This window comes from Rhizobium sp. 2MFCol3.1, from assembly GCF_000377565.1.
Lineage (GTDB): Bacteria > Pseudomonadota > Alphaproteobacteria > Rhizobiales > Rhizobiaceae > Rhizobium.
In genome coordinates this window covers 402,670-428,244 of sequence record NZ_KB898354.1, presented here as the reverse complement: position 1 = coordinate 428,244, position 25,575 = coordinate 402,670, and the positions used below count along the sequence as shown (strand labels likewise).

Here is a 25,575-nt window from a genome sequence, read left to right as displayed (position 1 = left end):
ACGCCTCATGACAGAGTGCGATCGGTCAGGCGCGTGGCGACGTTGCGGCCTGGTGGGTCTTCCAGTTGCCATCGACCACCTCGGTCTCCGGACGGTCGCCACCTTCGGCATATTCCTCGTGCCACTTGCCCTTGTCGTCCTGCCAGCTGATCTCGGCGGAATCGCCGCCGACCTGCTGCTCGGCCGCCACGATACGGGCCGCCTCAAGCGCTTCGGAATGTGTCGGGAAGGCCTCGGAATACACGTTTCCCAGCCGGTAGGCCCAGCCGCCATCGTGCTGGACGACTTCATAGACCACCTTGACCATGCACTTCACTCCTCTTTTGCTTGGTTCAACACACCGAACCGACAGGATTGGATCCTGTTTAGCGCGGTGCCATCTGGCAAAAAGACGAGAGGCGCCGCGATATGCTTCCGGCTGACCGATGAGGCAGTATTCCATTAAATGCCCAAGACTGCAAACCTGCCCCGCGCAATCGCCGACTTGATATGTGAAATCATCGCCTTAGACTTGATACATGAATCAAGATCGGAGCTCGACGTTGGGGATAGTGTCAGGCCTGAAAACCGAACGGTACCTGCTGATCGCGATTGCGGTCGGCGTGGCGGCGTTTCTGTCGGAACACGCGATCATGGAGATGGGCCAGGGCGCGGCCCTTTTTGCCGCTGCCGCCCTCATCGTGACCATCGTGCTCGCCTCCATGCGTGTGGCCCATCACGCCGAAATCCTCGCCATCAAGGTCGGCGATCCCTATGGCACGATGATCCTGACGCTCTCGGCCGTCGCCGTCGAGGTCATCATCCTCGCCATCATGATGTCAGGCGAAAGCTCGCCGACGCTGGTGCGCGATACGATCTATTCGGCGCTGATGCTCGATATCAACGGCATCCTCGGCCTCGCCGCCCTGCTCGGCGGCCTGAAGCACGGCGAACAGCCCTATAACGACAACTCCGGCAAGACCTATGGCGTGATGATTCTGACGGCGATCGGCATCTCGATGATCGTCCCGGAATTCGTGCCCGACGAGAAATGGCACTATTATTCCGCCTTCACCATCGTCGCGATGATCGCGCTCTACGCGCTCTTCCTGCGCATGCAGGTCGGCCAGCACAGCTATTTCTTCAGCTACAGCTATCCCCGCGCCGAGCGCAAACAGGACGCATCGGAGGACCACGGCGACGAAGGGTCGACGGCGGTCTCGATCGCCACGATCCTCGCCGGCGTTGTCATCATCGGCCTGCTGGCCGAATTCATGTCAGCCTTCATGACGACGGGCTTCAAAGGCACCGGCGCGCCCATCGGCCTCACCGCCCTCGTCGTCGCGACCATATCGGCCGCACCCGAAATCCTGACCGCGCTGCGCGCCGCGTTGAAGAACCGCATGCAGGCAACGGTCAACATCGCCATGGGCGCCTCGCTCTCGACCGTCATCCTGACCGTCCCGGTCATGGAGGCAATCGCGCTTTACACCGGCCAGCCCTTCATCATGGCGATGACGCCGGTGCAGACGGTGATGGTCACGATCACCCTGATTGCCGCCGCCATCAACCTGAACGACGGCGAGACCAACGCGATCGAGGGGATGACGCACTTCATCCTGTTCGCGACGTTCCTGATGCTGGCGAGCCTGGGGCTATAGCGGCGGATAGAATCCGAAATCAACGCCTTACGGCGAAAACCTGAATCGGATTACCAAGTGGCAAGACCAGCTACGCCGCGATCTTGTCGTAGAGAACGGCGCGATTGCGGCCACTGTCCTTGGCGGCATAAAGCGCCGCGTCGGCCATCTTGAGCAGGTCGCTCCAGGAGCGGCCCGCATCCGCGCTCGTTGCAACGCCGATGCTGACGGTGAGCGGCACGCGCTGACCGTTGCTGTCCACTTCGAGCTTGCCGATCACATCGACCAGACGTTCGGCCGCCTTCATGGCTTCCAAGGCGTTCGTCTTCGGCAGATAGGCCGCGAACTCCTCGCCGCCGAGACGCGCGAAGCTGCCACTTGCGTTGAGGTTGCGGCGGATCGCATCGGCGAAGCTGACAAGTACCTGATCCCCGGTATCGTGGCCGAAGCGGTCGTTCACCTGCTTGAACAGGTCGAGATCCATCAACAGCAGCGCATCGTCCCCACGCATGACCTTCGGCATCCGCGAGGTGAACCAGCGACGGTTGCCGACACCGGTCAGCATATCCGTATCGGCCACATGCCGCAGCGCCGCCTCGGCCCGCTCCTTCACCAGGATGATGACGAAAAGCGCAATCGAGAAATGGCAGATGATGCGGATAAAGAACGCCCAGCGCGGCGTCATCGGAGCGATTGCCGGCGTCAGCATGGCAATGACGATGAGCAAGGCCAGAAGCGACGACAGCGCAATCACGCCAGATAGCACGATCCGCACCGGCAGCTGTTCCGGTCGCCGATCGTGCAGCACGGTGGCCGTGGCCGCCGCAAGCGACAGGAAGGAAACGAAATTCCCGACCGCGCCGCGAAGCGAGTCGACCAGGTAGAATTGCGTCACAAGCGCGGTCACGATCAGCCCCGCTGGAATGATCAGCACGAGCCAATCGATCCGCCGCCGCCGGCCGCTGCTGAGCTGGCGCATGCCGACCCAGAACACCGAATAGCCGATCAGGCCAAACACGAAGGTGCCGAACGTCCAGATTTCATGGGAAAGCACCGAACGCTCGCCTAGCCCCGCCAAGGTCGACGACATTGCCAGCGACAGGAAGCCGATCGCCAGCGTGCCCAGCCCCTCGCCGCGCTTCGACTGCCAGCGAGTATAGAGAAAGCAGAGAGCGCCGACGAGAAACGAGCATTGATGCAGCAGGAGGACCGTTGCGAGATCGAGCTGGAAGGATTGAAGCGTCATGATACCAAAAGCAATGAAATCTATAAAAAACACCGCACCAATAGGCGGCAGTCATTAGCGATCCTTAAATGGGCGGGAGCAAAACACACCCGCAACAAAAAACCCGCCGTCACCGGCGGGTTTCGAAGTTCAAGCAAGACTGCTTACTTGCAGGCGCCGCAGAAGCGCTGGATGCGCTTGCAGGCTTCTTCCAGCAGTGCTTCCGAGGTCGCGTAGGAGATGCGGAAGTTCGGGCCAAGGCCGAATGCCGAGCCGTGAACCACGGCCACACCTTCCGATTCCAGCAACTCGGACACGAAGTCCTCGTCCGTCTCGATGACCTTGCCCGTCGGCGCCGTCTTGCCGATCAGGCCGGCGCAGGACGGGTAGACGTAGAAGGCGCCTTCCGGGTTCGGGCACGAAATGCCCTTGGCCTGGTTCAGCATCGAAACGACGAGGTCGCGGCGGCCTTCGAAGATCTTCTTGTTCTCGGGAATGAACGCCTGCGTGCCGTTGAGCGCTTCGACAGCAGCCCACTGCGCGATCGACGATGCGCCCGAGGTCTGCTGGCCCTGGATCATGTCCATGGCCTTGATCAGCTGGATCGGGCCGGCCGCGTAGCCGATACGCCAGCCGGTCATCGCGTAGGCCTTCGATACGCCGTTCATAGTGAGCGTGCGGTCATAGAGCTTCGGCTCGACTTCGACGGGCGTGACGAACTTGAAGTCGCCATAGGTCAGGTGCTCGTACATGTCGTCGGTCAGGATCCAGACATGCGGATGCTTGAGCAGCACGTCGGTGAGCGCCTTCAGTTCGTCATGCGTATAGGCGGCACCCGACGGGTTGGACGGCGAGTTGAAGATGAACCACTTGGTCTTGGGCGTGATCGCCTTGTCGAGATCAGCAGCCTGGAGCTTGAAGTTGTTTTCCTGCGTCGTCATGACGGTAACAGGCGTTCCGCCGCACAGCGCCACCATCTCAGGATACGACACCCAGTAAGGAGCCGGGATGACGACTTCATCGCCGGCATTCAGCGTTGCCATGAAGGCGTTGAAAAGAATCTGCTTTCCGCCGGTGCCGACGATCGTCTGCTCCCAGGAGTAATCCAGGCCGTTCTCGCGCTTGAACTTCGCGGCAATCGCCTTGCGCAGCTCAGGGATACCGGAAACCGGCGTGTACTTCGTCTCGCCGCGGTTGATCGCGTCGATCGCCGCCTGCTTGATGTTGTCGGGCGTATCGAAGTCCGGCTCGCCGGCGCCAAGACCGATCACGTCACGGCCTTTTGCTTTCAACTCGCGCGCTTTCTGGGAAACGGCGATGGTGGCGGAAGGCTTCACACGGGAAAGAGCATCGGCAAGAAAGGCCATGATATCGGTCCTATACGGTTGATTTTAGCAGACGGCCGGGGGCCGGAATTCCGCGCTAAGGTCTATGTCCAATGTAGACAGGCTTTTCAAGGCCAAAGGCGTGATGAAACGGATGATTCTTCGTGATCATTCGCGCCATCGGGATCGTGATTCGCATAATCCGACACCGCCCGACCGGCGTGATCCCGATTCACGCCCTGAAATCAAAAACTTCGCCAAATCGGCCCTTCGCCACGAATTGGCCGCAACAAATGCCGTGGCATGCCGCAATTCGGTCGCGAGCCCGCCGAGATCGAAGCCGCATTCTTGCATCTCCGAAATTGGTTACTGAGGGCATGCCATGTTTCTGGAAGATGAAGTCACCATCAGGCGGCTGCGCGCCGCCCGCGTTTCCATATCCCTGTTGATCGCATTCGTGGCATTCGCCGCCTCCATCCTGGTCACATCAGGACTGGTGACGGCCGCCTATGCCGCCGAGGAAAGCCAGCCGAAAGCCCGCGAGCTCGCCGGCCTGATCAAGCCGAACGACGTCAACAGCGGCTCGCTGCTCTTTCCCGCCAAGGAACCCGGCTTCTTCGTCGAGGCGCCGCGCCTGAAGACAGACGTCGAGATGGATGTCACCGGCCCCATCGCCCGCGTCAAGGTCACGCAGCGCTTCCAGAACCCGAGCAAGGGTTGGGTCGAGGGCACTTACGTCTTCCCGCTGCCTGAAAATTCCGCCGTCGACGTCCTGAAGATGCAGATCGGCGACCGCTTCATCGAAGGCCAGATCAAGCCGCGCCAGGAAGCTCGCGAAATCTACGAGCAAGCCAAGGCCGAGGGCAAGAAGACCGCCCTCCTGGAACAGCAACGCCCCAACATCTTCACCAACCAGGTCGCCAATATCGGCCCCGGCGAAACCATCGTCGTGCAGGTCGAATACCAGCAGACGGTCCACCAGTCCGGTGGCGAGTTCTCGTTGCGCTTCCCGATGGTCGTCGCCCCCCGCTATAATCCGGCGCCGATCGTCCAGACTGTCGAATTCAACAACGGCGCCGGCTTCGCCGTCCCGTCCGATCCGGTCGAAAACCGCGAGAAGATCGCAGCACCGGTGCTCGATCCGCGTGAAAACGCCAAGATCAACCCCGTCGCGCTGACCGTAAAGCTGAAGGCCGGCTTCCCGCTCGGCGACGTCAAATCCTCCTTCCACGATGTCGATATCAAGACCGACGGCGACCAGAACCGCGTCATCGCGCTGAAGGGCGAAACCGTTCCCGCCGACAAGGATTTCGAGCTCACCTGGAAGGCAGCCCCCGGCAAGACGCCGAGCGCCGGCCTGTTCCGCGAAGTGCGCGACGGCAAGACCTATCTGCTCGCCTTCGTCACCCCGCCCGCGACGCCGGATGCGAATGCAGCCCCCGCCAAACGCGAGGTCGTCTTCGTCATCGACAATTCGGGCTCCATGTCCGGCCCGTCGATCGAACAGGCGAAGGAGAGCTTGGCGCTTGCCATCTCCAGGCTCAACGCCGACGACCGCTTCAACGTCATCCGTTTCGATGACACGATGACCGATTATTTCAACGGCCTCGTCGCCGCCTCCCCCGACAATCGCGAAAAGGCCATATCCTACGTCGGGAGCCTGAACGCCGACGGCGGCACCGAGATGCTGCCCGCGTTGCAGGATGCGCTGCGCAACCAGGGTTCGGTTGCGGCGGGCGCGCTGCGCCAGGTCGTCTTCCTCACCGACGGCGCGATCGGCAACGAGCAGCAGCTCTTCACCGAGATCACCCAGAACCGTGGCGACGCCCGCGTCTTCACAGTCGGCATCGGCTCGGCTCCCAACTCCTACTTCATGACCAAGGCCGCCGAGATGGGCCGCGGCACCTTCACCCAGATCGGCTCCACCGACCAGATCGCCACGCGCATGGCCGAGCTGTTCCAGAAGCTGCAAAACCCGGCGATGACCGATATCGCGGCGACTTTCGAGGATGCCAAGGCCGAAGACATCACCCCCAACCCGATGCCCGACCTCTACACCGGCGAACCCGTGGTACTGACAGCAGAACTCCCGGACACCAAGCCGACGGGGAAACTGCAGATAACGGGCAAGACCGGCGCCCAGCCCTGGCGCGTCGAGATGGATATCGCCAATGCTGCCGACGGACAGGGCATCTCCAAGCTCTGGGCGCGCCGCAAGATCGACGATCTTGAGGCCCGCGCCTATGAGCGCCAGGACCCGACAGCGCTCGACAAGGACGTCGAGACCGTGGCGCTCGCCCATCACCTCGTCTCGCGCATGACCAGCCTCGTCGCCGTCGATGTCACCCCATCGCGCCCTTCGGACAAGCCGCTGGACTCCGCCAAGCTACCGCTCAACCTGCCCGATGGCTGGGACTTCGAGAAAGTCTACGGCGAAACCGCCCCCGCCCCTCAGGCACCATCAGGCAACGGACCCGACCACGCCATGGCCGCACCGCTGCAGCAGGTGGCAGAGCTTGCGGCAACCCGCATGGCGGCAGCCCCGACACCCAAGGCCGCCAACCTGATCGCCCAACGCTCGGCCTCCATCCAGTTGCCGCAGACCGCCACCCGCGCCGACGAGCAGATCGCTCGTGGCGTAACCATGATGGTACTGGCACTGCTGGCCGCAACCGGGCTGATGGCGTGGAAGCGCCGCAACGCCATGGCGCAAGGATCCCGCCGTGGCCATTAGAACGGGCAGAACCCTCGGGACCGGGCCGGCCGATGACTTCGGCCCGCTTCCCACCTATCTGGAACTCGCCATGGCGACGGCGGCGGCAACCGCCTTCGATACACCTGACAACAAACAGCCCTCCGCGCTACTGCCCCGCTTCTCTGTGGTCGAGAAGGTGATCGCGACAGGCATCGCCATCCTGGCCCTCTATGGAATGATCCTGATCAGCGACGGCATCTATATCAAGGCGAAGGCGCAGCTGTCGCAATTCCTGCTCGCGCGCGCCTTCGCGGCCGAACTGCGCGGCGAGGACGCCAAGCCTTGGCCGTGGGCCGACTTCACCACAGAGGCGAAGGTCAGCGCCCCCCGCCTCGGCAAGCAGGCGATCGTTCTCTCCGGTGCCTCCGGCGAGGCGCTCGCCTTCGGCCCCGCATGGCTCACCAACACGCCGCAGCCGGGAGACGAAGGCACCTCCGTCATCGCCGCCCATCGCGACACCCACTTCCGCTGGCTCAAGGACGTCAAGCCGGGCGATGAGATCGAGGTGACACGCCGCGACGGCGAACGCCTGATATTCAAGGCCGGCGAAGGCCGCGTCGTCTCCTGGGACAACAGCGGCATCGATCCGGCCGCGCATGGCCATAACCTCGTGCTGGCAACCTGCTGGCCCTTCGGCGCCACCGAACGGGGGCCGCTCCGCTATATCGTCGAGGCAGAGCTTGTGGACGCGAAAACGACCGGTTCCGTTCAAGGCCGAAACACAATGCCGTTATCCTCCACCCCTTGAGGGTTGAACCGAAGCACCCGCTCCTCCAAGTCTCAGGCAGCGACAGTAGGTTGGCATTTGTAAGTTGGCATTGGGGGACCGAGAATGAGATCAGTTTCGACACTTGGATTAGGCGTGGCGCTGGCGGCAGTCGTCGCGCAGTCCGCCCCTGTCATGGCGGCCGACACGGTCGAGACCAAGAAGGTGCAGGTTCAGGTCGAAACGATCGCCTCGGGGCTGGAGCACCCTTGGGCGGTGGCTGTCCTTCCCGATGGCGGCTATCTCGTGACCGAACGCCCGGGACGCTTGCGGATCATCCGCGACGGCAAGCTCTCGGCGCCGATATCAGGCGTCCCCAAGGTCTACGCCAGAAGCCAGGGCGGCCTGATGGACGTGGAACTGGCGCCCGATTTCGCCACCTCGCGAACCCTCTATCTCACGGCCGCGACCCCGGGTGACGGCGGCTCCGGCACCGAAGCCTTCAGCGCCACGCTTTCGGCCGACGGAACCGCGCTTGAGAACGTCAAGTCGATCTTCAAGATGCGCAAGTTCACCAGCGGCGGCATCCAGTATGGCTCGCGCATCGCCATCGCCAAGGATGGCTCGCTCTTCATCAGCATCGGCGACCGCGGTGATCGCGACCGCTCGCAGGATTGGCAGGACGATGCCGGCTCGATCGTCCATATCAATGCCGATGGCAGCATCCCCAATGACAATCCCTTCAAGGACGGCGCCAAGGCGCTGCCGGAAATCTGGTCGAAGGGCCACAGGAACCCGCAGGGCATCACCTTCGACGCCGCCGACGGCAAGCTCTATACCGTCGAGCACGGTGCGCGCGGCGGCGACGAGATCAACGGCATCGAGCCGGGCAAGAATTACGGCTGGCCGATCATCACCTACGGCCGCGACTATTCCGGCGCCGAGATCGGCGAAGGCACCGCCAAGAAGGGGCTGGAGCAACCGCTCTATTATTGGGACCCATCGATCGCGCCGGGCGCCGTCGCCGTCTATCGCGGCAAGATGTTTCCGGAATGGAATGGCGATTTCCTGGTCGCAGCCCTGAAATTCCAGCTCCTGTCGCGCATGCAGCGCGATGACAGCGGCGCCTTCGTCGCCGAAGAGCGTATCTTCGATGGCGCCTATGGCCGCATGCGCGATATCGTGGTGGCGCCCGACGGCGCGCTTCTGATCGTCACCGACGAGGATGACGGCGCGCTGCTGCGCGTCTCCCGAGCACCCGCCAACAACGGCTGATCTCGCCGGCAGGCGTCGCCTTGCTGCGGTCGAACGAAACTGGTAACGGTCGCCCATCTCGACCACATCTTTTTCGGCCGCAAAGCGCTAACCCCGTCTGGCCGACCTCCCCGAGGCTGACCCGATTGAGGCTGACATGACGCGCATACAGGCGAACCTTGTTCTATTGCTGGCCGGCGCCATCTGGGGCGGCGGCTTCGTCGCGCAGTCGACGGCGATGGAAACGATCGGTCCGCTCTGGTTCGTCGGCTTGCGCTTCGCCATCGCCACCGTCGCGGTCCTCCCTTTCGCTCTGATCGAGGCGCGCAAAAGCAAGACCAAGACCACCGGGCGCCACGCGATGCTCTATCTGCTGATCGGCCTGACCCTATTCGGCGTCATGATCACCCAGCAGATCGGTCTCCAGACGACGACGGTGACCAATTCAAGCTTCCTCACCGGGCTCTACGTCGTCATCGTTCCGATCATCGCCGTGTTTTTTCTGCGCCGGGCGCCGCACTGGATCGTCTGGCCGGGCGCCTTGATGGCCTTGACCGGCATCTATCTGCTGTCGGGTGGCGACATGTCGGCCCTGTCGCGCGGCGATATCCTGACCATCTTCTGCGCTGTCTTCTCCGCCGGCCAGATCACGCTCGCCGGCATCATTGTCTCCGAGACCGGCCGAGCCCTGACGCTGTCGGTGGCGCAGTTCGCCGTCACCGCCGTGCTAGCGCTGGCAGCCGCCGTCATTGTAGAGCCCATCAGCCTGGCGGCGATCTGGGACGCAGCTCCGGAGATCCTCTATGTCGGCATCTTCTCGTCTGGCATTGCGTTTTCGCTGCAGATCATCGGCCAGCGCTACACCACCTCCTCGCAAGCGGCGATCTTCCTGTCGTCCGAAGCGCTGTTTGGCGCCGCACTCGGCGCCCTGGTGCTGGGCGAGAAGATCTCCGCTCTCGGCTATGTCGGCTGCGCGCTGATGTTCGCGGCAATGCTTCTAGTTGAAATCGTCCCCGAGATAGCGCGTCGACGTCGCCAAAACGGCCTGCTTATCGGCCAAAATCCGGGCTGAAGCCGAAAATATGAAAAAAAGTTTAACGTTCGCCAGGTCGCGCACACGTTGTAATTTTGGCAAAATCTGCTCCTAAAATATATTGCTCGCGATACAAAACGTTATCCAGAGGCGACTGATGAGTGCTTTTTTTCGTCAGAGCGCAGAACCCACCCGGAATTGGCGCGCGAGGCAGCGTTGCGTCGGAAAACTTTTGCTTGCCAAAAGTGAATAATCACAGCAATCTCGTGGCGTTCGGGCATTTTGCGAGCATGGGAAGTCCTTAAGATTGTGCGCGCCGGAGACGCTAATACTCCGGTCGGTTGGTTCTAAATAAGCAGGCGGAAGTTCTGCGGAGAACTATACTGATTTAGAGGGGACCTTTTTCTCACAATTCAATAATTGCCTGTTAGCGTCTCCGTGAGGAGGCAATATCAGTATGCTGCCCGTGTGGATGGCGGGCAGAGATCAAAGGACCTGACGCATGGCCGAGACTGGGACTGTAAAATTCTTCAACACCGACAAGGGCTTTGGCTTTATCAAGCCTGACAAGGGCGGCGCGGACATCTTCGTTCACATTTCCGCCGTGCAGGCTTCCGGATTGGCCGGACTGACGGAAAACCAGAAGGTTAGCTTCGACACCGAACCGGATCGTCGCGGCAAGGGCCCGAAGGCCGTCAACCTGCAGATCGACGGCTGATAGAGCCTACCTTTGCAATCGAGTTGAAGCCCGGCGGGCCGCCGGGTTTTATCGTTCAGCCTGCATTCAGCCGCCAGCCGTTAACTTGCCATCATCAAGGTGCAAAACCGGCCAAGAGTTTGAACAGGACAGAACACATGAATAGCCTTGCCAAGACCCTTCTTCTGACGGCAACCGCGGCTGCCATCACATTCTCGTCGATCGGTGTCGCATCGGCTGACGACTGGCGCTATCGCCACCACCATAACAATGATGCATGGGTCGGCGGCGCTGTCGGTCTGGCAACAGGCTTGATCGTCGGCTCGGCGATCGCCAATGCTCCGCGCTACGACGAACCGCGCTACATCGACCCGCCCTACGCCTATGACGACGGTCCGGTCTACGCAGCACCTCCCCGCTATTATCGCCCGGCACCAGTGCGCTACTACCAGCCGGCTCCGGTTCGCGTCGGCGTCGAGCCGTGGACCCCGCAGTGGGAACGCTACTGCTCTTATCGTTACCGTTCGTTTGATCCGCGCAGCGGCACCTTCATCGGCAATGACGGCCGCAGCCACTTCTGCGTCGCCAACTGATCGAACACTGATCGCTCATGCACGAAGCGCCGCTTTTCAGCGGCGCTTTTGTTTTGTGCGGACTTTGCCGACCCGATCCCCTGTCCGGATCAAAGCCCCTGCAGATAAGGATTGCCGCGGCGCTCGTCGCCGATCCGGCTTCCCGGGCCGTGGCCACAGATAAAGCCGACCTCGTCGCCGAGCGGCACCACCTTGTCGCGGATGGAATCGAGCAACTGCTGGTGGTTTCCGCCGGGAAGATCGGTGCGGCCGATCGAACCGTTGAACAGAACGTCCCCCAGATGCGCGGACTTCTGCGCCCGGTTGAAATAGATGACATGCCCAGGCGCGTGACCCGGCGTGTGGTAGACCTCGAACACGTGCTCGCCGAAGGACACGGTGTCCCCATCCTTCAGCCAGCGGTCGGGCTCGACATTCTGCATCTGCCCCGCCGGCAGCCCATATTTCTCCGCCTGCGTCTCGATCCGTTGCAGCAGCGGCAGGTCGTCCTCGTGCGGGCCGATGATATCGACGCCAAGCGCTTCCTTGAGCTCCTTGGCCCCGCCGGCGTGATCGAGATGGCCGTGGGTCAGCCAGATCGCCCTGATCTTGAGCCCATTTTGCTCGATCCCCTGCAGGATATTGGCGACATCCCCGCCCGGATCGATCACCACGCCCTCCTTCGTCGCCTCATCGAAAAAGATCGTGCAGTTCTGCTGGAACGCTGTCACCGGAATGATCCCGGCCTGGAGCATGCTCATGGGGTGCCTCGCTTTGTGTCTTGCGCAGTTCGTCCGTCTCGATGTCGATATAGTCGCAAACGCCGGCCCGTGCAGCCTCGATTTTGCCAAGCCCTCCGTCACGCCGCAACGATAAGTGTAATCTCCTGTGATCGCCATCGGCGGAACCTCCCCTTGTTCCGGGCGTTACCAACCCGTCTATAAAAGGAGACCTACGATGACCATGAAGCGAAATCTTTTCCTGGCAGGCGCAATGGTTCTGGCGACCGCCGGCCTCGCCCGCGCGGAAATGGCCGCAACGGCCATCAACGATCTGACCATTCACGCCGGCCCCGGCGAGCAGTATCCCGCTGTCGGCGTTGCGACGCGCGGCTCCGAAACCATCCTCGACGGCTGCGTCGCCGGTAGCCAGTGGTGCCGTGTCGATGTCAACGGCATGCGCGGCTGGGTTTACGCCCAGTACCTGCAGATGGATCAGGACGGCAACCAAGTGATCGTCCAGCAGCACCAGTCTGATCTCGATATCCCCGTTGTGACCTATGAAACCACGGCAGCGACCGGCCCCGCCGAACCCGCTCCGGGCGACGAACTGCTCGGCCCGGTCGGCTCGGTAGAGACGATCGAACCGCCGCAGACGGTCACCACCTATATCGAGAGCAACCCTGGTCGCACGGTCGAGGTCGGCGGTGATGTCGTCGTCGGCGCGCAGGTTCCGGGCACGGTGACGTTCCAGGAAATCCCTGACTACCAGTACCGCTACGCTCGCATCAACGACCGTCCGGTACTGGTCGATCCTGGCACGCGCCGTATCGTCTACGTCTACAACTAAGACCTGAAATCATGGACAACAAAGGCGGCCACCCGGCCGCCTTTTTCATGCGCGCTCGCCAGACGGCTGTGAACTCGCCGCCGCGCTCGCGTCATGCCTGTTGATTGTTGCCGCAAATATGCCTCTTAATCCAATCACGCAGGGGAATTGCGTATCGCATGGGGAGTTTTGCGCGGGGGCATCTCGGTTCAACTGACAACACCGACCTTCTTTGCACGCGCGAAAGCCGAAAACCGAAAGACACTGGAAGATATGTCATGATTACTGACGTATGTTCCCGCGCTGTCGGCCAAACGGCGCAGACTAGGAAAGGAAATGCCAAATTGGCACGACAGAGCAGCCCGAGAGCCGGCAGGCAGGAGCCCAAGCCGGAGCCTTTGACCAAGCCGTTGGAAAACACCGAAACCATCGACTTCGACATCATCGAGCTCCTGTTTTTCTCCTATCGGGACTTCGTCTCCGATCCGGATGCCATCCTGGCAAAGAGCGGCTTTGGACGTGCGCATCACCGCGTGGTGCATTTCGTTAACCGAAACCCCGGCATGACCGTTGCCGATCTCCTGGATACGTTGAAGATAACCAAACAGAGTCTCGCAAGGGTACTCAAACAGCTTATCGATTCGGGGTATATTCAACAAAAAGCGGGGCCTGAGGACCGACGTCAGCGCAAGCTCTATCCCACCGCCACTGGCCGGGATCTGGTGCTTGCACTCGCCGAGCCGCAATCGCGCCGTATTGAGAGAGCATTCGACGGGGCGTCTCCGGAGATAAGGGCTGGCGTCAAGGCCTTCCTGAGTGGCATGCAGAACAGACAAAACTCGAAAGCGGACTGAATGGCGGCGAAGATAGTGATTTCGGACGATGCGGCACACTTGCTCGTTGTGGATGACGACACGCGTATTCGCGCGCTGCTCAACCGCTATTTGAGCGAGAACGGCTTCCGTGTGACGGTTGCGGCCGATGGCGCCGAAGCACGCCGCAAGCTTGGCGGCCTGGATTTCGATCTGATCATCATGGATGTGATGATGCCCGGCGAATCCGGCATCGACGTCACCAAGGATCTGCGCATCATCAAGAACGTGCCGATCATCATGCTGACGGCGCTCGCCGAATCCGACAGCCGCATCGCCGGTCTCGAGGCCGGCGCCGACGATTACCTGCCCAAGCCCTTCGACCCGCGCGAGCTCGTGCTGCGCATCAACAACATCCTGCGCCGCAACGTCTCCGGCGATGCGCCCAAGATCGAACAGGTCATGTTCGGCCCCTACACGTTCTCGCTCACCCGCCGGGAGCTCAAGAAAGCTGCCGAGATCGTGCGCCTGACCGACCGCGAGCAGGAAATCATGCTGCTCTTTGCCAAGCGCGCAGGCGACACCATTCCCCGCCACGAACTGATCGGCAACGATGTCGATGTCGGCGAGCGCACGATCGACGTGCAGATCAACCGCCTGCGCCGCAAAATCGAGGACGACCCATCAAATCCGGTCTGGCTCCAGACGGTTCGTGGTATAGGATACCGCCTGAGCATCGATTGATGATCCGGGACCCGGAAAGGCTCTAGATGGTAACATTCGATTCCCTGCGACGCGAGGACCGCTCGCCGGTTTCCGGCTGGCGTTGGTTCACCCGCCTGCTGCGCCGCCAGCTGCCCAAGGGCCTTTACGTCCGTTCGCTGATCATCATCATCATGCCGATGGTGCTCCTGCAGTCCGTCGTCGCCGCCGTCTTCATGGAACGGCACTGGCAGATGGTCACCCAGCGCCTGTCGATGGCCGTGACCGCCGATATCGCCGCGATCATCCAGATGATCGAGACCTATCCGCAGGACACCGATTACAGCGAGGCCACCCGCATCGCCCGCGACCAGCTCGGCCTGCAGATCTCGATCGAGCCCGATGGCGAGCTCCCCCCGCCCCGCATCAAACCGTTCTTCTCCATTCTCGACGGCATTCTGAGCGACGAGATCCGCGACCAGATCAAGCGCCCCTTCTGGATCGACACGGTGGGCGATTCCAATCTCGTCGAGGTCCGGGTGAAACTTGACGGCAAGATCCTGCGCGTGCTTGCCAAGCGCAACCAGACCTACGCCTCCAACACCCATATCTTCATCGTCTGGATGGTCGGCGCATCGCTGGTGCTGATCACCATTTCCATCCTGTTCCTCAGAGGCCAGATCCGCCCGATCCAGAAACTCGCGGCCGCCGCCGAAAGCTTCGGCAAGGGCCAGAAGGCCGAAAACTTCTACCCGCGCGGCGCCGACGAAGTCCGCCGCGCCGGCCTCGCCTTCATTCTCATGCGTGAGCGTATCGAGCGCCAGATGGAACAGCGAACGGCGATGCTGACAGGCGTCAGCCACGATCTACGCACCATCCTCACGCGCTTCAAGTTGCAGCTGGCGCTCGCCGGAGACAATCCCGATCTTCAAGGCATGAGCGACGACGTCAACGACATGCAGTCGATGCTTGAGGCCTACATGGCCTTTGCACGCAGCGAGGTCGAGGAAGATGTCGGCGAACTCAAGCTCAGCGAGCTGTTGTTGAAGCTGGAGCCTGACTTCGCCCTGCACAAGAAGACGCTCACCTACTCGATCGACGGCGACGACGATATCGAGGTCCGGCCGAACGCATTCACGCGCCTCGTCACCAACCTCGCCTCCAACGCCCGCCGCTATGCCAAGACCCTCAACATCGAGGCCAAGCACGGCGCCAAATGGCTGACGATCGTGTTTGACGACGACGGCCCCGGCATCCCCGAACAGAACCGCGAGGACGTCTTCAAGCCCTTTTTCCGCCTTGATGAGGCACGCAATCTCGATGCGTCGGGAACGGGTCTCGGCCTCGCGATCGCCCGCGATATCGCCCGTAGCCACGGCGGCAACGTCACGCTTGGCGACAGCCCGCTCGGCGGCCTGCGCGCCGTCATCCGCATCCCGGCCTGAGGTCACGATGGCTATCGATTTGACGGACATGACCTGGCTGAACCCACCGCCGTCTGCCGAGCAGCGCGACGACGGACTGCACGTGCGCTCCGGCGACAGGACCGATTTCTGGCAGGGAACCTACTACGGCTTTCACCGTGACGACGGCCATTTCCTACACCAGCCACGCCACGGCGACTTCACCGCTGAGCTGACCTTTTCGGCGGATTACCAGGCGCTCTACGATCAGGCCGGCATCATGCTGCGCGCCGACGCGACGCACTGGATGAAATGCGGGATCGAATATACCGACGGCGCCCGCCACTTCAGCGTCGTCGTCACCAACGGCAACTCCGATTGGTCGGCATTTCGCATCGACCATGATTTCGAACGGCTGTCGGTGCGGGTCACGCGCAATGGCGATGCGCTGTTCATCCAGTACAGGACGGACATGATGGCCGATTGGCGCATGGCGCGCCTCGCCTGGTTCGACCCGAAATTTGCGGAATTGATGGTCGGCCCGGTCTTCTGCTCACCGCAACGCGCCGGCTTCGAAGCCACGTTCCACGACTTCAGCCTCTCGGACCCGCTCTCGCGCGACATTCACTAGAATGTCGGCGCTAAAACGCCGGGCACAAGGCCACGGCGCTCCGCCAATCACATGATCTTCTTGCCGTTTGGCACAGGCTTGTCCGGCGCCGCGAGCACGATGGCGCCGGCCTCGTCCTCGAAACCGAGCGTCAGAACCTCTGAGCGGAACGGTCCGATCTGCCGTGGCGGGAAATTGACCACGCACAGCACCTGCCGGCCGACGAGCGTCTCGAGCGTATAGTGCACGGTGATCTGCGCCGAGGACTTCTTGACGCCGATCTCCGGCCCGAAGTCGATCAGCAGCTTGAAGGCCGGCTTGCGCGCCTCGGGAAACGGATTGGCCTCGATCACGGTGCCGACACGGATGTCGACCCGCTCGAAATCGCCGTAGGTAATTTCTTCGGTCATAAAAATCGCCTCAGCCTGCGAGTTCCTCGGCCCGCTTGCGAGCGGCCGAAAGCGCCTTGTCGAACAGCGGCTGCATCGCATCGTCAGCCATCAGCACCGAAAGCGCCGCCGCCGTCGTGCCGCCTGGAGACGTCACGTTCTGGCGAAGCTTCGATGCGTCGTCGGGGGACTGGTGCAAGAGTTCACCAGCCCCCGCGACAGTTTCCCGTGCAAGCCGCATGGCAAGGTCCGCCTGCAGGCCAAGTTTGCGGCCTGCTTCTGCCATGCACTCCACGAGATAGAACACATACGCAGGACCACTGCCCGAAAGGGCTGTAACGGCATCGATATCGGATTCGGAAGGCACCCACTCCACGGGTCCGGAGACCCTGAGCAGCGCATGCACCTGATCGCGCTGGTTCTGGCCAACGCGCTGATTGGCGAAAGCGCCGGTGACGCCGCGGCCGACCATGGCAGGCGTGTTCGGCATGGCGCGAACCATCGCCGCTTCGCCAAGATGGGATTCGAGAAAACCGAGCGTCTTGCCCGCCGCGACCGAAACCACCACCGTATCGTCGCCGACAGCGCTTTTCACGGATGGGAGCACCGCGTCCATTACCTGCGGCTTCACCGCCAGAAACAGCACGCCGGCCTTCAGCTCGGCGGGAAGCGCCGTCACATGCCTGGCGCCAGCCTCATTGATCGTCGCCATCATCTGGGCCGAGGGGCCGGGATCGACGACGACGACGGAGGCACCGGGCACACCGTTCTTCAGCCAGCCGGAGAGCATCGCGCCCCCCATATTGCCGGCGCCGACAAGAACGATTGGACCCGAGGACGACAGACCGGACATGTTACGCTTCACCCACGGTTTCGAACAACACGGCTTCCATGGCGCGGTTGGCGTCCATGCCGGACCAGATCACGAACTGGAACGCCTGATAATAGGTCTCGCAGGTATCAAGCGCGCTGGCGAGCAGCACTTCCACCTGACGGTTCGTCGGCTCCGCGCCGCCGGCAAGCAGCAGCGACTGGCGGAAGATGATCACATCCTCCTGGCGCCAGACGTCGAAGTGACCCATCAGCACCTGACCGTTGATACCGGCCAGAAGCTTCGTCACTTCATTCATGCGCTGTTCGGGGATCTTGATGTCGAAGGCGCAGCCGAGATGCAGCGCCTCGAATTCCTCCATCCAGGAAAAGGAGACGTGATAATCCGTCCACTTGCCCTCGACCGTCATCGCGATTTCGTCGTCACCCGACCGCTCGAAAGCCCAGTCGTTGTGGGCGGCGACGTACTCGATCATATCGACCGGGTTCGACTGACGCTCGACTTCCAATTCCATGAGGCTCATGCAGCACCTTCTTGACCGGAGTGAATGCGTAACGACTTCGTCCAACGAGACACAAGCGAACACACGCAACTAACCCGGAAACCACCAACCCAGATGACCGTTGAACCGCTACCAGACTTACGCAGTGAACCTGCCCGGAGCTTACCAACTGCTTCGAATCATCATTTAAAATCAGTGTATAACGCACCCGGTGGTGTGCCAGCCCCCTGAGGGCCGTTTTCGGGAACGCCACTGTGGAAAGGTGTTGGGAATTGGATTCAGAAGGAGGGTATAAACGACTCTGCCCATTGGCTTTTTTGGCAGTGTCCACAGGTGGATAAACACACCCGATTTTTTGGCCGAAGGAGCGGTGTGTCTCTCAAAGGCCACACCGCGCCCTGTCCCCAAACGGGATTTACTTGCCCTTGGCGGCAGGCTTGGATTCGAGCTTCGCCTCAAGCACGGCGATACGCGCCAGCAGCGCATCGTTTTCGTCGCGTGCCTTGATCGCCATCTCGCGAACGACCTCGAACTCTTCCCGCTTGACCACGTCCATGCTGTTCAGCCAGCGCTCGGCCTGCGCATTGAACATCGTCTCGACTTCCTTGCGCACGCCCTGGGCGGCACCTGCGGCATCTGTCATCAGCTTTGCGAACTCGTCCATGATGCGGTTTGCGCCTGTCGTCATGGCGGTTTACTCCCTTTGAAATAATGGCTTCCGGCCGCTCTCGGCCCTCAGGAATGAGGTAGGGCTTCGCCGTTAAGGATGCAAGCGCTTTGCACTGGATAAGCGGTCGCACTTATCTCGCATCACTAACAATCAACTTGACCCGCTGTTATGGCAAGGCCATCTTCCGCCCACATCAACGGATGGGATTACCTTGCAGACAGCTGCCGACCTTATGGCCATCATGCCGTTCCCCAATATCGACCCGATCGCCTTTGCAATCGGGCCCGTGGCCATTCACTGGTACGGCCTGGCCTATGTCGCCGGCATCATGATCGGCTGGTATTACGCGCGCCTCATCGCCGCGAACGACAGCCTCTGGCCCGGCAATGTCTCGCCGATCACCAAGTCGCAGCTCGACGATTTCGTCGTCTGGGTGGCGCTCGGCGTCGTGCTCGGCGGCCGGATCGGCTATATCCTGTTCTACGACATGCCCGCGATCATCGAGAGCCCGATCCGCGCCATCCAGATCTGGAACGGCGGCATGTCCTTCCATGGCGGCCTGACCGGCACGACCATCGCCATGATCATCTTCGCCAAGCGCAACAAGATCCCGCTCTGGAACCTCTTCGACATCGTCGCCGCCGTCGTTCCCGTCGGCCTGTTCTTCGGTCGCATCGCCAATTTCATCAACGGCGAGCTCTGGGGCCGACTGACGGACGTGCCGTGGGCGGTGGTCTTCCCCACGGGCGGCCCCTTCGCCCGCCATCCGAGCCAGCTCTACGAAGCCGGCCTCGAAGGCATCGTGCTGGTTCTTGTGCTGGCCGCTCTCATCTACGGCATGCGGGCGCTGAAGACCCCCGGCTTCGTCGCCGGCGTCTTCGTCTGCGGCTATGCCCTGTCGCGCATCTTCGTCGAGTTCTTCCGTGAACCTGACGCACAACTCGGCTACCTTCTCGGCACCAACTGGCTGACGATGGGCATGGTCCTGTCGTCGCCGATGATCCTGCTGGGCCTCTGGGCCATGATCCGCGCCCGTCGTCAGGCTGCCCTGCAGTCCTGATCGCGGCACCGGAGGAGGAGAACATGACCACCGCACTCGGTGAGAAGATCAAGGCGATCATTCAGGCGAACGGTCCGATCAGCGTCACCGATTACTTTTCGCTGTGCCTCGCCGATCCCGAATACGGATACTACAAGACCAAGGAACCCTTCGGCAGCTCCGGCGACTTCGTCACCGCGCCCGAGGTAAGCCAGCTTTTCGGTGAGATGATCGGCGTCTTCATCGTCCACGCATGGCAGCGCCACGGCACGCCTTTAGATGTGAAGCTGGTCGAGATCGGCCCCGGACGCGGCACGATGATGTCGGACATGCTTCGTGTCATCGAGCGCCTCGCGCCGCCACTCTTCGAAACGATGAGCGTCCACCTCGTCGAAACCAGCCCGCGCCTGCGCGAGGTGCAGGCGGAGACGCTCGCCGCCCATCAGGGCAGGATCAGCTGGCACGACGGCTTCGACGAGATCCCGCCGGGCCTCACCCTGATCGCCGCAAACGAACTCTTCGACGCCATCCCCATCCGCCAGTTCGTGAAGACCGCGACCGGCTTTCGCGAACGCATGGTCGGTCTCGACGTCGATGACGAATTGTCCTTCGGAACCGGCGTCGCCGGCATCGACCCGCAACTGCTCCCCGAGCAGGCCGCGACCGTGCCGCTCGGCACCCTCTTCGAGATCGCCCCTGCCCGTGAATCCGTCATGGTCGCCATCGCCGATCGGCTGAAGGCCTTTGGCGGCACGGCGCTGGCGCTCGACTACGGCCACCTGATCACCGGCTTCGGCGATACGCTGCAGGCGGTGCGCATGCACGAATTCGACCCGCCGCTCGCCCACCCCGGCGAAGCGGACCTGACCAGCCACGTCGATTTCCAGGCGCTCGGCGAGACCGCCGTGGCAGCCGGGCTCCACGTCAACGGACAACTGCACCAGGGCGACTTCCTGGTGGGCCTCGGCATCCTCGAACGCGCCGCCGCCCTCGGTCGTGACCGCGAACCACGCACCCAGCAGATCATCCAGGCCGCCGTCGACCGCCTGGCCGGCGAAGGCGAGGGAAAGATGGGGGAACTCTTCAAGGTGATGGCCGTTTCCCATCCCGCCATCGATCTGATGCCGTTCCGCTCCGTGGATTGACAGGGCGCGCGCGGCGGGGTCAACATCGCCGCAATCGATAGCGCTTCGTCCGGCACACCGTCTGGGCGAAGCCGAAACAAATCTTGGGCCGAAACAAATCTTGGGCCAAAACAGATCTTGGAACGACCGATGACACATGCGCCCTCCCCGGAACCGATCCAAAGCGCGCTGCTGAACGAAGCGACGGGCGACACAATCCAGCACGGCTATTTCACCCGCCAGGGCGGCGTCTCCGACGGCATCTATCGCGGCCTCAATGTCGGTCTCGGCTCCAACGATGAGCGCGCCAAGGTCGAAGAAAACCGCAGGCGTGTCGCCGGCTGGTTCGATCTGCCGGTCGAGCGGCTGGCAACCGTGCATCAGGTGCATTCGCCCGACGTCGTGGTGGTCGACGCCTCCTATGACGGCACCCGTCAGCCGGCAGACGCGCTCGTCACCGCAACCCCCGGCATCGCGCTTGGCGTGCTCGCCGCCGATTGCGGCCCGATCCTGTTCGCCGATCCGGAAAACAAGGTTGTCGGCGCGGCCCATGCCGGCTGGAAGGGCGCCTTCACCGGCGTGCTGGAAAACACCATCGATGCCATGATCAAGCTCGGTGCCAAGCGCGAGACGATCGTCGCCTGCCTAGGCCCATCGATCAGCAAGGCAAGCTACGAGGTCGGCCCCGAATTCGTCGAGCGCTTCGTCAGCGAAAACGGTGACTACCAGCGCTATTTCACCCCGTCGGAAAAGCTCGGCCATTCGATGTTCGACCTCCCGTCCTTCACCATCGATCGGCTGCGCGCCGCCGGCGTCAAGGCCGAAAGCCTGGGCGTCTGTACCTATCCCGACAGCGAACGCTTCTTTTCCTACCGACGAACGACACACAGCCAGGAACCGGACTACGGCCGACAGATTTCGGCGATTGCCATAAGGGAGATGTAACCGGTATGGGCCTACACTTCGAAACCTCCGAATTCGCCGATCGCCTCGCGCGGCTGACGCAGCAGATGCAAGAGGAGAAGCTCGATGCCCTCCTCCTCTTCGCCCAGGAAAGCATGTACTGGCTGACGGGTTACGACACCTTCGGCTACTGCTTCTTCCAGACGCTGATCGTCAAGGCCGACGGCACCATGGCGCTTCTCACCCGCTCGGCCGATCTGCGCCAGGCGCGGCAGACGTCGATAATAGAAAACATTCATATCTGGGTCGATCGCGTCAACGCCGACCCGACCGTCGATCTCAAGAACCTCCTGGTCGAGATGGACCTGCTCGGCGCGCGCATCGGCGTCGAATACGACACCCATGGCATGACCGGCCGCATCGCAAGGCTTCTCGACACGCAGCTGATGGCCTTCGGCCAGATCTCCGACGCCTCCTACCTCGTCAGCCGCCTGCGCCTGATCAAGAGCCCGACGGAGATCGCCTATGTCGAGCGCGCGGCAGCCCTTGCCGACGACGCGCTGGACGCGGCCCTTTCGCTGACAAAGGCAGGAGCCGACGAGGCCGCGATCCTCGCCGCCATGCAGGGTGCGGTTTTTGCCGGCGGCGGCGATTATCCCGCCAACGAATTCATCATCGGATCCGGCGCCGATGCCCTGCTCTGCCGCTACAAAGCCGGCCGCCGCAGGCTCGACGCCAACGACCAGCTGACGCTGGAATGGGCCGGCGCCTACGCGCATTACCACGCCGCGATGATGCGCACGATCGTCATCGGCGAACCGAGCTATCGCCACCGCGAGCTCTACAATGCCTGCCTGGAAAACATCCAGGCCATCGAAACGGTGCTCAAGCCGGGACACACCTTCGGCGATGTCTTCGACGTCCACTCGAAGATCATGGAGGAACGCGGCCTCTCGCGTCACCGCCTGAACGCCTGCGGCTACTCGCTCGGCGCCCGCTTCTCGCCTTCTTGGATGGAGCACCAGATGTTCCACGTCGGCAATCCACAGCCGATCGAACCGGGCATGTCGCTCTTCGTCCACATGATCATCATGGATTCCGACAGCGGTACCGCCATGACGCTTGGTCAGACTTATCTCACGACCGCCGAAGAACCGAAGGCGCTGTCGCGCCACCCGCTCGACTTCATCAACCTCTGAGCGACGATCGATTAGAATCGACAATTGACATTGCAGTGCCCCGACCGTCATAAAGTTGGCCGGGGCATACGCCGCGTGGCGACACGCGCACGGAAAGAAGGATGACACGAGGGATGACGCGACTTGCGACAGCGCCCACGCTCATCGCCTGCCTTGCCCTGCTTTCCGCCTGCAACACCACGGATGCCCTGACGCCCCTCGTTGACATCGGCGACACCTCGGGCAGCATCCGTTCGACGCCGGTCACCCAGGGCGAGGTCGAGCGTATGGCCGGCACGCCGCGCCGCGCCCAGGCTTTTGCCTCTTCGCCGCGCGAAGGCGGCTACCACCCCGCCTATGTCGAGCAGGACACCACATCAGGCCCCATATCCGGTCGCGGCGCTCCGCCGACGACGATGCAGGCGCAGGCCTATGCGCTCGATGGCCAGACCGAACAATCGCCAAGAGCGTCTGCCGCGATCCGCAGCCAGCCTCTTTCCGAGCCGGTCTCCGACACCGTTTCGGAGCCTGTATCCAACGCGCAGGCCGAAGAGCAGGATATTGCTGACGCGGAAGCCAAGGAAAAGGCAGCCGAGCCGAAGCGCACGGCAATGTTGACGCCATCGGGCGCATCGACCGTCCGCTTCCTGCCGATCATCGGCGCTCCGGTGCAGGCGGTGACGCCTCTGTCGCGACAACTCGGCGCCGAGGCCCGCTCGCACGGCCTCTCGATCAAGAGCTCCAACGACAACAGCACCGCCTTCATCCTCAAGGGCTACCTCTCGGCCTTTTCCGACAGCGGCAAGGTCACGGTGGTCTATGTCTGGGATGTGCTCGATAACAGCGGCGCCCGACTGCATCGCATCCAGGGACAGGAGAGCGTTCCCTCGCAGGCGCAGGATCCCTGGGCCGTGGTTCCGGCCTCCGTCATGCAGCAGATTGCGTCCAAGACCATCACCGAGTTTTCCTCGTGGCGGGACGCCCGTGGCGGTTAAGCCACAAGCTTTTTGGAAATATAAAGGCGCAAGTCGCGTTTACCCTTGCATTCGGAAACAAGCTGGCTAAAAAGCGCGGCTATCAGCAGGCAACAGGCGGACCAAGATGAAGGTTTTCGCAGGCAATTCGAACCGGCACCTCGCCGAAGAGATCTGCAACTATCTTAAAGTGCCCTTGGGCAGAGCAACGGTCCGAAGATTTGCCGACCAGGAAATCTTCGTGGAAGTCCAGGAAAACGTACGCGGCGAGGATGTCTTCCTCGTCCAGTCGACGTCCTTCCCGACGAACGACCACCTGATGGAATTGCTCATCATGATCGATGCGATGCGCCGCTCGTCGGCCCGCCGCATCACCGCGGTCCTCCCCTACTTCGGCTACGCACGCCAGGACCGCCGCGCTTCGGGCCGTACGCCGATCTCGGCCAAGCTCGTCGCCAACCTGATCACCGAAGCCGGTGCCGATCGCGTCCTGACGCTCGATCTCCACGCCGGCCAGATCCAGGGCTTCTTCGACATCCCGACCGACAACCTTTATGCCGTGCCGATCCTGACGCGCGACATCAAGGCCAATTACGACATCTCCAACGTCATGGTCGTTTCGCCTGACGTCGGCGGCGTGGTGCGCGCCCGCGCGCTCGCCAAGCGTCTCGACTGTCTTCTGTCGATCGTGGACAAGCGCCGCGATCGCCCGGGTGAATCCGAAGTCATGAACATCATCGGCGACGTCACCGGCAAGGACTGCCTGCTGATCGACGATATCGTCGATTCCGGCGGCACGCTCTGCAACGCTGCCGACGCGCTGCTCGCCAAGGGCGCTGCAAGCGTTACCGCCTACATCACCCACGGCGTCCTGTCGGGTGGCGCGGTGACCCGCATCACCAATTCGAAGCTGCGCGAACTCGTCATCACCGACTCCATCCAGCCGACGACGGCTGTCCAGTCGGCGCACAATATCCGCGTGCTGACCACCGCGACGCTGATCGGCGAAGCCATCAACCGCACCAGCCAGGAAGAGTCCGTCTCTAGCCTATTCGACTGAGGCTAACAGGACTTTCTCTCCGCCCTTTCTCCCCCGCGCCAATTCGGCTAGGATTATCAATGATATCCAGCCGACGGGAGGAAGAGGCATGGCGACAATACTGAAATCTCCAATCAGACTGGCGATGCTGGTCATCCTTCCGGCCCTCTCCGCCTGCACGGCGGACATGGGCCCCGGCTATGGACCGGGCCCTGGTTACGGACCCGGACCGGGCCCGGTTCGCCCCGCGCCCCCACCACGCCCCCGCCCGCCGCAACAGCAGCCGCAAATGTGCACCATGGAATACGCGCCTGTCTGTGGCGAACGTGGCGGACGCACGCAGACCTTTGGCAATGCCTGCCAGGCCAACAACAGCGGCTTCCGGATCGTCGGTCGTGGCGAATGCCGCGCCGGCCCGCCGATGACGCCGGGACCTGGCCCTCGCCCGCCCCGTCCGCGCCCTCCCCATGAAGAACCGATGCCGCCACAGCGGCCCGGCGGCATCTGCACGCGCGAATACCGCCCCGTTTGCGGCGAGCGCGGCAGACAGATCAGGACATTCTCGAATTCATGCGAGGCAGACAATGCGGGCTTCCGCATCGTCGGTCAGGGCGAATGCCGCCGCTGATTATGCTGGCTCTCTAACGAGCAGCAGGTTTCCGGC

Annotated in this window: 27 protein-coding genes; 19 read left to right on the top strand and 8 right to left on the bottom strand. The window is 62.2% G+C overall.

What is annotated here, in order from left to right; translation table 11 throughout:
• Positions 1 to 25 precede the first annotated feature (25 nt).
• A complete protein-coding gene (locus D460_RS0105015) occupies positions 26 to 307 on the bottom strand; it encodes a DUF2188 domain-containing protein (protein ID WP_018897419.1) in 282 nt (93 codons plus the stop codon).
• Positions 308 to 542: 235 nt separating this feature from the next.
• Between D460_RS0105015 and D460_RS0105010 the strand changes: the two genes are divergently transcribed.
• Positions 543 to 1,640, top strand: a complete 1,098-nt coding sequence (locus D460_RS0105010; RefSeq protein ID WP_026282801.1) for a calcium:proton antiporter — start codon at positions 543 to 545, stop codon at positions 1,638 to 1,640.
• A 70-nt stretch (positions 1,641 to 1,710) separates the two neighbouring features.
• Here D460_RS0105010 and D460_RS0105005 read toward each other — a convergent pair whose 3' ends face one another.
• Positions 1,711 to 2,865 carry a GGDEF domain-containing protein gene (locus D460_RS0105005; protein ID WP_037110823.1) on the bottom strand — a complete coding sequence of 385 codons (1,155 nt, stop codon included), beginning with the start codon at positions 2,863 to 2,865 and terminating at the stop codon, positions 1,711 to 1,713.
• A gap of 143 nt (positions 2,866 to 3,008) precedes the next feature.
• The gene (locus D460_RS0105000) at positions 3,009 to 4,211 is read right to left on the bottom strand and encodes a pyridoxal phosphate-dependent aminotransferase (RefSeq protein WP_018897416.1); all 1,203 of its coding nucleotides are present in this window, start codon (positions 4,209 to 4,211) and stop codon (positions 3,009 to 3,011) included.
• A 340-nt stretch (positions 4,212 to 4,551) separates the two neighbouring features.
• Here D460_RS0105000 and D460_RS0104990 point away from each other — a divergent pair, with 340 nt between their 5' ends.
• The 6 genes from D460_RS0104990 to D460_RS0104965 all read left to right on the top strand — a co-directional run bounded on the left by D460_RS0104990 (position 4,552) and on the right by D460_RS0104965 (position 11,207).
• A complete protein-coding gene (locus tag D460_RS0104990; protein ID WP_018897414.1) occupies positions 4,552 to 6,903 on the top strand; it encodes a marine proteobacterial sortase target protein in 2,352 nt (783 codons plus the stop codon).
• Positions 6,899 to 7,672, top strand: a complete 774-nt coding sequence (locus tag D460_RS0104985; RefSeq protein WP_026282799.1) for a class GN sortase — start codon at positions 6,899 to 6,901, stop codon at positions 7,670 to 7,672. Before D460_RS0104990 ends, D460_RS0104985 begins: the two co-directional genes overlap by 5 nt.
• A gap of 84 nt (positions 7,673 to 7,756) precedes the next feature.
• Positions 7,757 to 8,905, top strand: coding sequence for a PQQ-dependent sugar dehydrogenase (locus tag D460_RS0104980; protein ID WP_026282798.1), 1,149 nt, complete (start codon positions 7,757 to 7,759; stop codon positions 8,903 to 8,905).
• A 136-nt stretch (positions 8,906 to 9,041) separates the two neighbouring features.
• On the top strand, positions 9,042 to 9,956 hold the full coding sequence (locus D460_RS0104975) for a DMT family transporter (RefSeq protein ID WP_018897411.1): 915 nt from the start codon (positions 9,042 to 9,044) through the stop codon (positions 9,954 to 9,956).
• A 463-nt stretch (positions 9,957 to 10,419) separates the two neighbouring features.
• Complete coding sequence (locus D460_RS0104970; protein WP_018897410.1) at positions 10,420 to 10,635, top strand: cold-shock protein; 216 nt, start codon at positions 10,420 to 10,422, stop codon at positions 10,633 to 10,635.
• A 137-nt stretch (positions 10,636 to 10,772) separates the two neighbouring features.
• Positions 10,773 to 11,207 carry a BA14K family protein gene (locus D460_RS0104965; protein ID WP_018897409.1) on the top strand — a complete coding sequence of 145 codons (435 nt, stop codon included), beginning with the start codon at positions 10,773 to 10,775 and terminating at the stop codon, positions 11,205 to 11,207.
• A gap of 89 nt (positions 11,208 to 11,296) precedes the next feature.
• Here the strand turns inward: D460_RS0104965 and D460_RS0104960 are convergent, their stop codons facing one another.
• The gene (locus D460_RS0104960) at positions 11,297 to 11,947 is read right to left on the bottom strand and encodes an MBL fold metallo-hydrolase (protein ID WP_018897408.1); all 651 of its coding nucleotides are present in this window, start codon (positions 11,945 to 11,947) and stop codon (positions 11,297 to 11,299) included.
• A 196-nt stretch (positions 11,948 to 12,143) separates the two neighbouring features.
• On the opposite strand from D460_RS0104960, the gene D460_RS0104955 reads away from it, so the two are divergent.
• The 5 genes from D460_RS0104955 (at position 12,144) to D460_RS0104930 (ending at position 16,282) form a co-directional block, all read left to right on the top strand.
• Positions 12,144 to 12,755 carry a DUF1236 domain-containing protein gene (locus tag D460_RS0104955; RefSeq protein ID WP_018897407.1) on the top strand — a complete coding sequence of 204 codons (612 nt, stop codon included), beginning with the start codon at positions 12,144 to 12,146 and terminating at the stop codon, positions 12,753 to 12,755.
• A 323-nt stretch (positions 12,756 to 13,078) separates the two neighbouring features.
• Positions 13,079 to 13,588: a MarR family transcriptional regulator gene (locus D460_RS0104945; protein WP_026282797.1), complete on the top strand. Its 510-nt coding sequence runs from the start codon at positions 13,079 to 13,081 to the stop codon at positions 13,586 to 13,588.
• Complete coding sequence (locus D460_RS0104940; protein ID WP_018897404.1) at positions 13,589 to 14,290, top strand: response regulator transcription factor; 702 nt, start codon at positions 13,589 to 13,591, stop codon at positions 14,288 to 14,290.
• 26 nt (positions 14,291 to 14,316) lie between these two features.
• Positions 14,317 to 15,693, top strand: a complete 1,377-nt coding sequence (locus D460_RS0104935) for an ATP-binding protein (protein WP_018897403.1) — start codon at positions 14,317 to 14,319, stop codon at positions 15,691 to 15,693.
• A gap of 7 nt (positions 15,694 to 15,700) precedes the next feature.
• Complete coding sequence (locus tag D460_RS0104930; RefSeq protein ID WP_018897402.1) at positions 15,701 to 16,282, top strand: DUF1349 domain-containing protein; 582 nt, start codon at positions 15,701 to 15,703, stop codon at positions 16,280 to 16,282.
• Positions 16,283 to 16,329: 47 nt separating this feature from the next.
• On the opposite strand, the gene D460_RS0104925 is transcribed toward D460_RS0104930, so the two are convergent.
• The 4 genes from D460_RS0104925 to D460_RS0104910 all read right to left on the bottom strand — a co-directional run bounded on the left by D460_RS0104925 (position 16,330) and on the right by D460_RS0104910 (position 18,672).
• Entirely contained in the window at positions 16,330 to 16,671 is a 342-nt protein-coding gene (locus D460_RS0104925) for a tRNA-binding protein (RefSeq protein WP_018897401.1), read from the bottom strand.
• Between the two features lie 10 nt (positions 16,672 to 16,681).
• Complete coding sequence (gene proC, locus D460_RS0104920; RefSeq protein ID WP_018897400.1) at positions 16,682 to 17,503, bottom strand: pyrroline-5-carboxylate reductase; 822 nt, start codon at positions 17,501 to 17,503, stop codon at positions 16,682 to 16,684.
• 1 nt (position 17,504) lies between these two features.
• On the bottom strand, positions 17,505 to 18,005 hold the full coding sequence (locus D460_RS0104915; protein ID WP_026282796.1) for a YbjN domain-containing protein: 501 nt from the start codon (positions 18,003 to 18,005) through the stop codon (positions 17,505 to 17,507).
• Between the two features lie 394 nt (positions 18,006 to 18,399).
• Positions 18,400 to 18,672 (bottom strand): accessory factor UbiK family protein, encoded by a 273-nt coding sequence (locus tag D460_RS0104910; RefSeq protein ID WP_018897398.1) that lies wholly within the window; start codon positions 18,670 to 18,672, stop codon positions 18,400 to 18,402.
• Between the two features lie 193 nt (positions 18,673 to 18,865).
• Between D460_RS0104910 and lgt the strand changes: the two genes are divergently transcribed.
• The 7 genes from lgt to D460_RS0104875 all read left to right on the top strand — a co-directional run bounded on the left by lgt (position 18,866) and on the right by D460_RS0104875 (position 25,539).
• Positions 18,866 to 19,714, top strand: a complete 849-nt coding sequence (lgt, locus tag D460_RS0104905) for a prolipoprotein diacylglyceryl transferase (protein WP_026282795.1) — start codon at positions 18,866 to 18,868, stop codon at positions 19,712 to 19,714.
• A gap of 23 nt (positions 19,715 to 19,737) precedes the next feature.
• Complete coding sequence (locus D460_RS0104900) at positions 19,738 to 20,838, top strand: class I SAM-dependent methyltransferase (RefSeq protein WP_018897396.1); 1,101 nt, start codon at positions 19,738 to 19,740, stop codon at positions 20,836 to 20,838.
• Between the two features lie 129 nt (positions 20,839 to 20,967).
• Entirely contained in the window at positions 20,968 to 21,762 is a 795-nt protein-coding gene (gene pgeF / locus D460_RS0104895; protein ID WP_018897395.1) for a peptidoglycan editing factor PgeF, read from the top strand.
• Positions 21,763 to 21,767: 5 nt separating this feature from the next.
• The gene (locus D460_RS0104890; protein ID WP_018897394.1) at positions 21,768 to 22,919 is read left to right on the top strand and encodes a Xaa-Pro peptidase family protein; all 1,152 of its coding nucleotides are present in this window, start codon (positions 21,768 to 21,770) and stop codon (positions 22,917 to 22,919) included.
• 113 nt (positions 22,920 to 23,032) lie between these two features.
• Positions 23,033 to 23,893, top strand: a complete 861-nt coding sequence (locus D460_RS0104885) for a hypothetical protein (RefSeq protein WP_018897393.1) — start codon at positions 23,033 to 23,035, stop codon at positions 23,891 to 23,893.
• A 106-nt stretch (positions 23,894 to 23,999) separates the two neighbouring features.
• Complete coding sequence (locus tag D460_RS0104880; protein ID WP_018897392.1) at positions 24,000 to 24,932, top strand: ribose-phosphate pyrophosphokinase; 933 nt, start codon at positions 24,000 to 24,002, stop codon at positions 24,930 to 24,932.
• Between the two features lie 88 nt (positions 24,933 to 25,020).
• Positions 25,021 to 25,539 (top strand): Kazal-type serine protease inhibitor domain-containing protein, encoded by a 519-nt coding sequence (locus D460_RS0104875; RefSeq protein ID WP_026282794.1) that lies wholly within the window; start codon positions 25,021 to 25,023, stop codon positions 25,537 to 25,539.
• Positions 25,540 to 25,575 lie beyond the last annotated feature (36 nt).

What these genes read in the sequence shown, in the direction of transcription:
- D460_RS0104965 (WP_018897409.1), top strand. Translation starts at nt 10,773, where the DNA reads ATGAATAGCCTTGCCAAGACCCTTCTTCTGACGGCAACCGCGGCTGCC.
- D460_RS0105015 (WP_018897419.1), bottom strand. Translation starts at nt 307, where the DNA reads ATGGTCAAGGTGGTCTATGAAGTCGTCCAGCACGATGGCGGCTGGGCC.
- D460_RS0104900 (WP_018897396.1), top strand. Translation starts at nt 19,738, where the DNA reads ATGACCACCGCACTCGGTGAGAAGATCAAGGCGATCATTCAGGCGAAC.
- D460_RS0104935 (WP_018897403.1), top strand. Translation starts at nt 14,317, where the DNA reads ATGGTAACATTCGATTCCCTGCGACGCGAGGACCGCTCGCCGGTTTCC.
- proC (WP_018897400.1), bottom strand. Translation starts at nt 17,503, where the DNA reads ATGTCCGGTCTGTCGTCCTCGGGTCCAATCGTTCTTGTCGGCGCCGGC.
- D460_RS0104990 (WP_018897414.1), top strand. Translation starts at nt 4,552, where the DNA reads ATGTTTCTGGAAGATGAAGTCACCATCAGGCGGCTGCGCGCCGCCCGC.
- D460_RS0104955 (WP_018897407.1), top strand. Translation starts at nt 12,144, where the DNA reads ATGACCATGAAGCGAAATCTTTTCCTGGCAGGCGCAATGGTTCTGGCG.
- D460_RS0104875 (WP_026282794.1), top strand. Translation starts at nt 25,021, where the DNA reads ATGGCGACAATACTGAAATCTCCAATCAGACTGGCGATGCTGGTCATC.
- D460_RS0104925 (WP_018897401.1), bottom strand. Translation starts at nt 16,671, where the DNA reads ATGACCGAAGAAATTACCTACGGCGATTTCGAGCGGGTCGACATCCGT.
- D460_RS0104940 (WP_018897404.1), top strand. Translation starts at nt 13,589, where the DNA reads ATGGCGGCGAAGATAGTGATTTCGGACGATGCGGCACACTTGCTCGTT.
- D460_RS0104980 (WP_026282798.1), top strand. Translation starts at nt 7,757, where the DNA reads ATGAGATCAGTTTCGACACTTGGATTAGGCGTGGCGCTGGCGGCAGTC.
- pgeF (WP_018897395.1), top strand. Translation starts at nt 20,968, where the DNA reads ATGACACATGCGCCCTCCCCGGAACCGATCCAAAGCGCGCTGCTGAAC.
- D460_RS0105000 (WP_018897416.1), bottom strand. Translation starts at nt 4,211, where the DNA reads ATGGCCTTTCTTGCCGATGCTCTTTCCCGTGTGAAGCCTTCCGCCACC.
- D460_RS0104890 (WP_018897394.1), top strand. Translation starts at nt 21,768, where the DNA reads ATGGGCCTACACTTCGAAACCTCCGAATTCGCCGATCGCCTCGCGCGG.
- D460_RS0104975 (WP_018897411.1), top strand. Translation starts at nt 9,042, where the DNA reads ATGACGCGCATACAGGCGAACCTTGTTCTATTGCTGGCCGGCGCCATC.
- D460_RS0105005 (WP_037110823.1), bottom strand. Translation starts at nt 2,865, where the DNA reads ATGACGCTTCAATCCTTCCAGCTCGATCTCGCAACGGTCCTCCTGCTG.
- D460_RS0104970 (WP_018897410.1), top strand. Translation starts at nt 10,420, where the DNA reads ATGGCCGAGACTGGGACTGTAAAATTCTTCAACACCGACAAGGGCTTT.
- D460_RS0104930 (WP_018897402.1), top strand. Translation starts at nt 15,701, where the DNA reads ATGGCTATCGATTTGACGGACATGACCTGGCTGAACCCACCGCCGTCT.
- D460_RS0104885 (WP_018897393.1), top strand. Translation starts at nt 23,033, where the DNA reads ATGACGCGACTTGCGACAGCGCCCACGCTCATCGCCTGCCTTGCCCTG.
- D460_RS0104910 (WP_018897398.1), bottom strand. Translation starts at nt 18,672, where the DNA reads ATGACGACAGGCGCAAACCGCATCATGGACGAGTTCGCAAAGCTGATG.
- D460_RS0104960 (WP_018897408.1), bottom strand. Translation starts at nt 11,947, where the DNA reads ATGAGCATGCTCCAGGCCGGGATCATTCCGGTGACAGCGTTCCAGCAG.
- D460_RS0104880 (WP_018897392.1), top strand. Translation starts at nt 24,000, where the DNA reads ATGAAGGTTTTCGCAGGCAATTCGAACCGGCACCTCGCCGAAGAGATC.
- D460_RS0104915 (WP_026282796.1), bottom strand. Translation starts at nt 18,005, where the DNA reads ATGAGCCTCATGGAATTGGAAGTCGAGCGTCAGTCGAACCCGGTCGAT.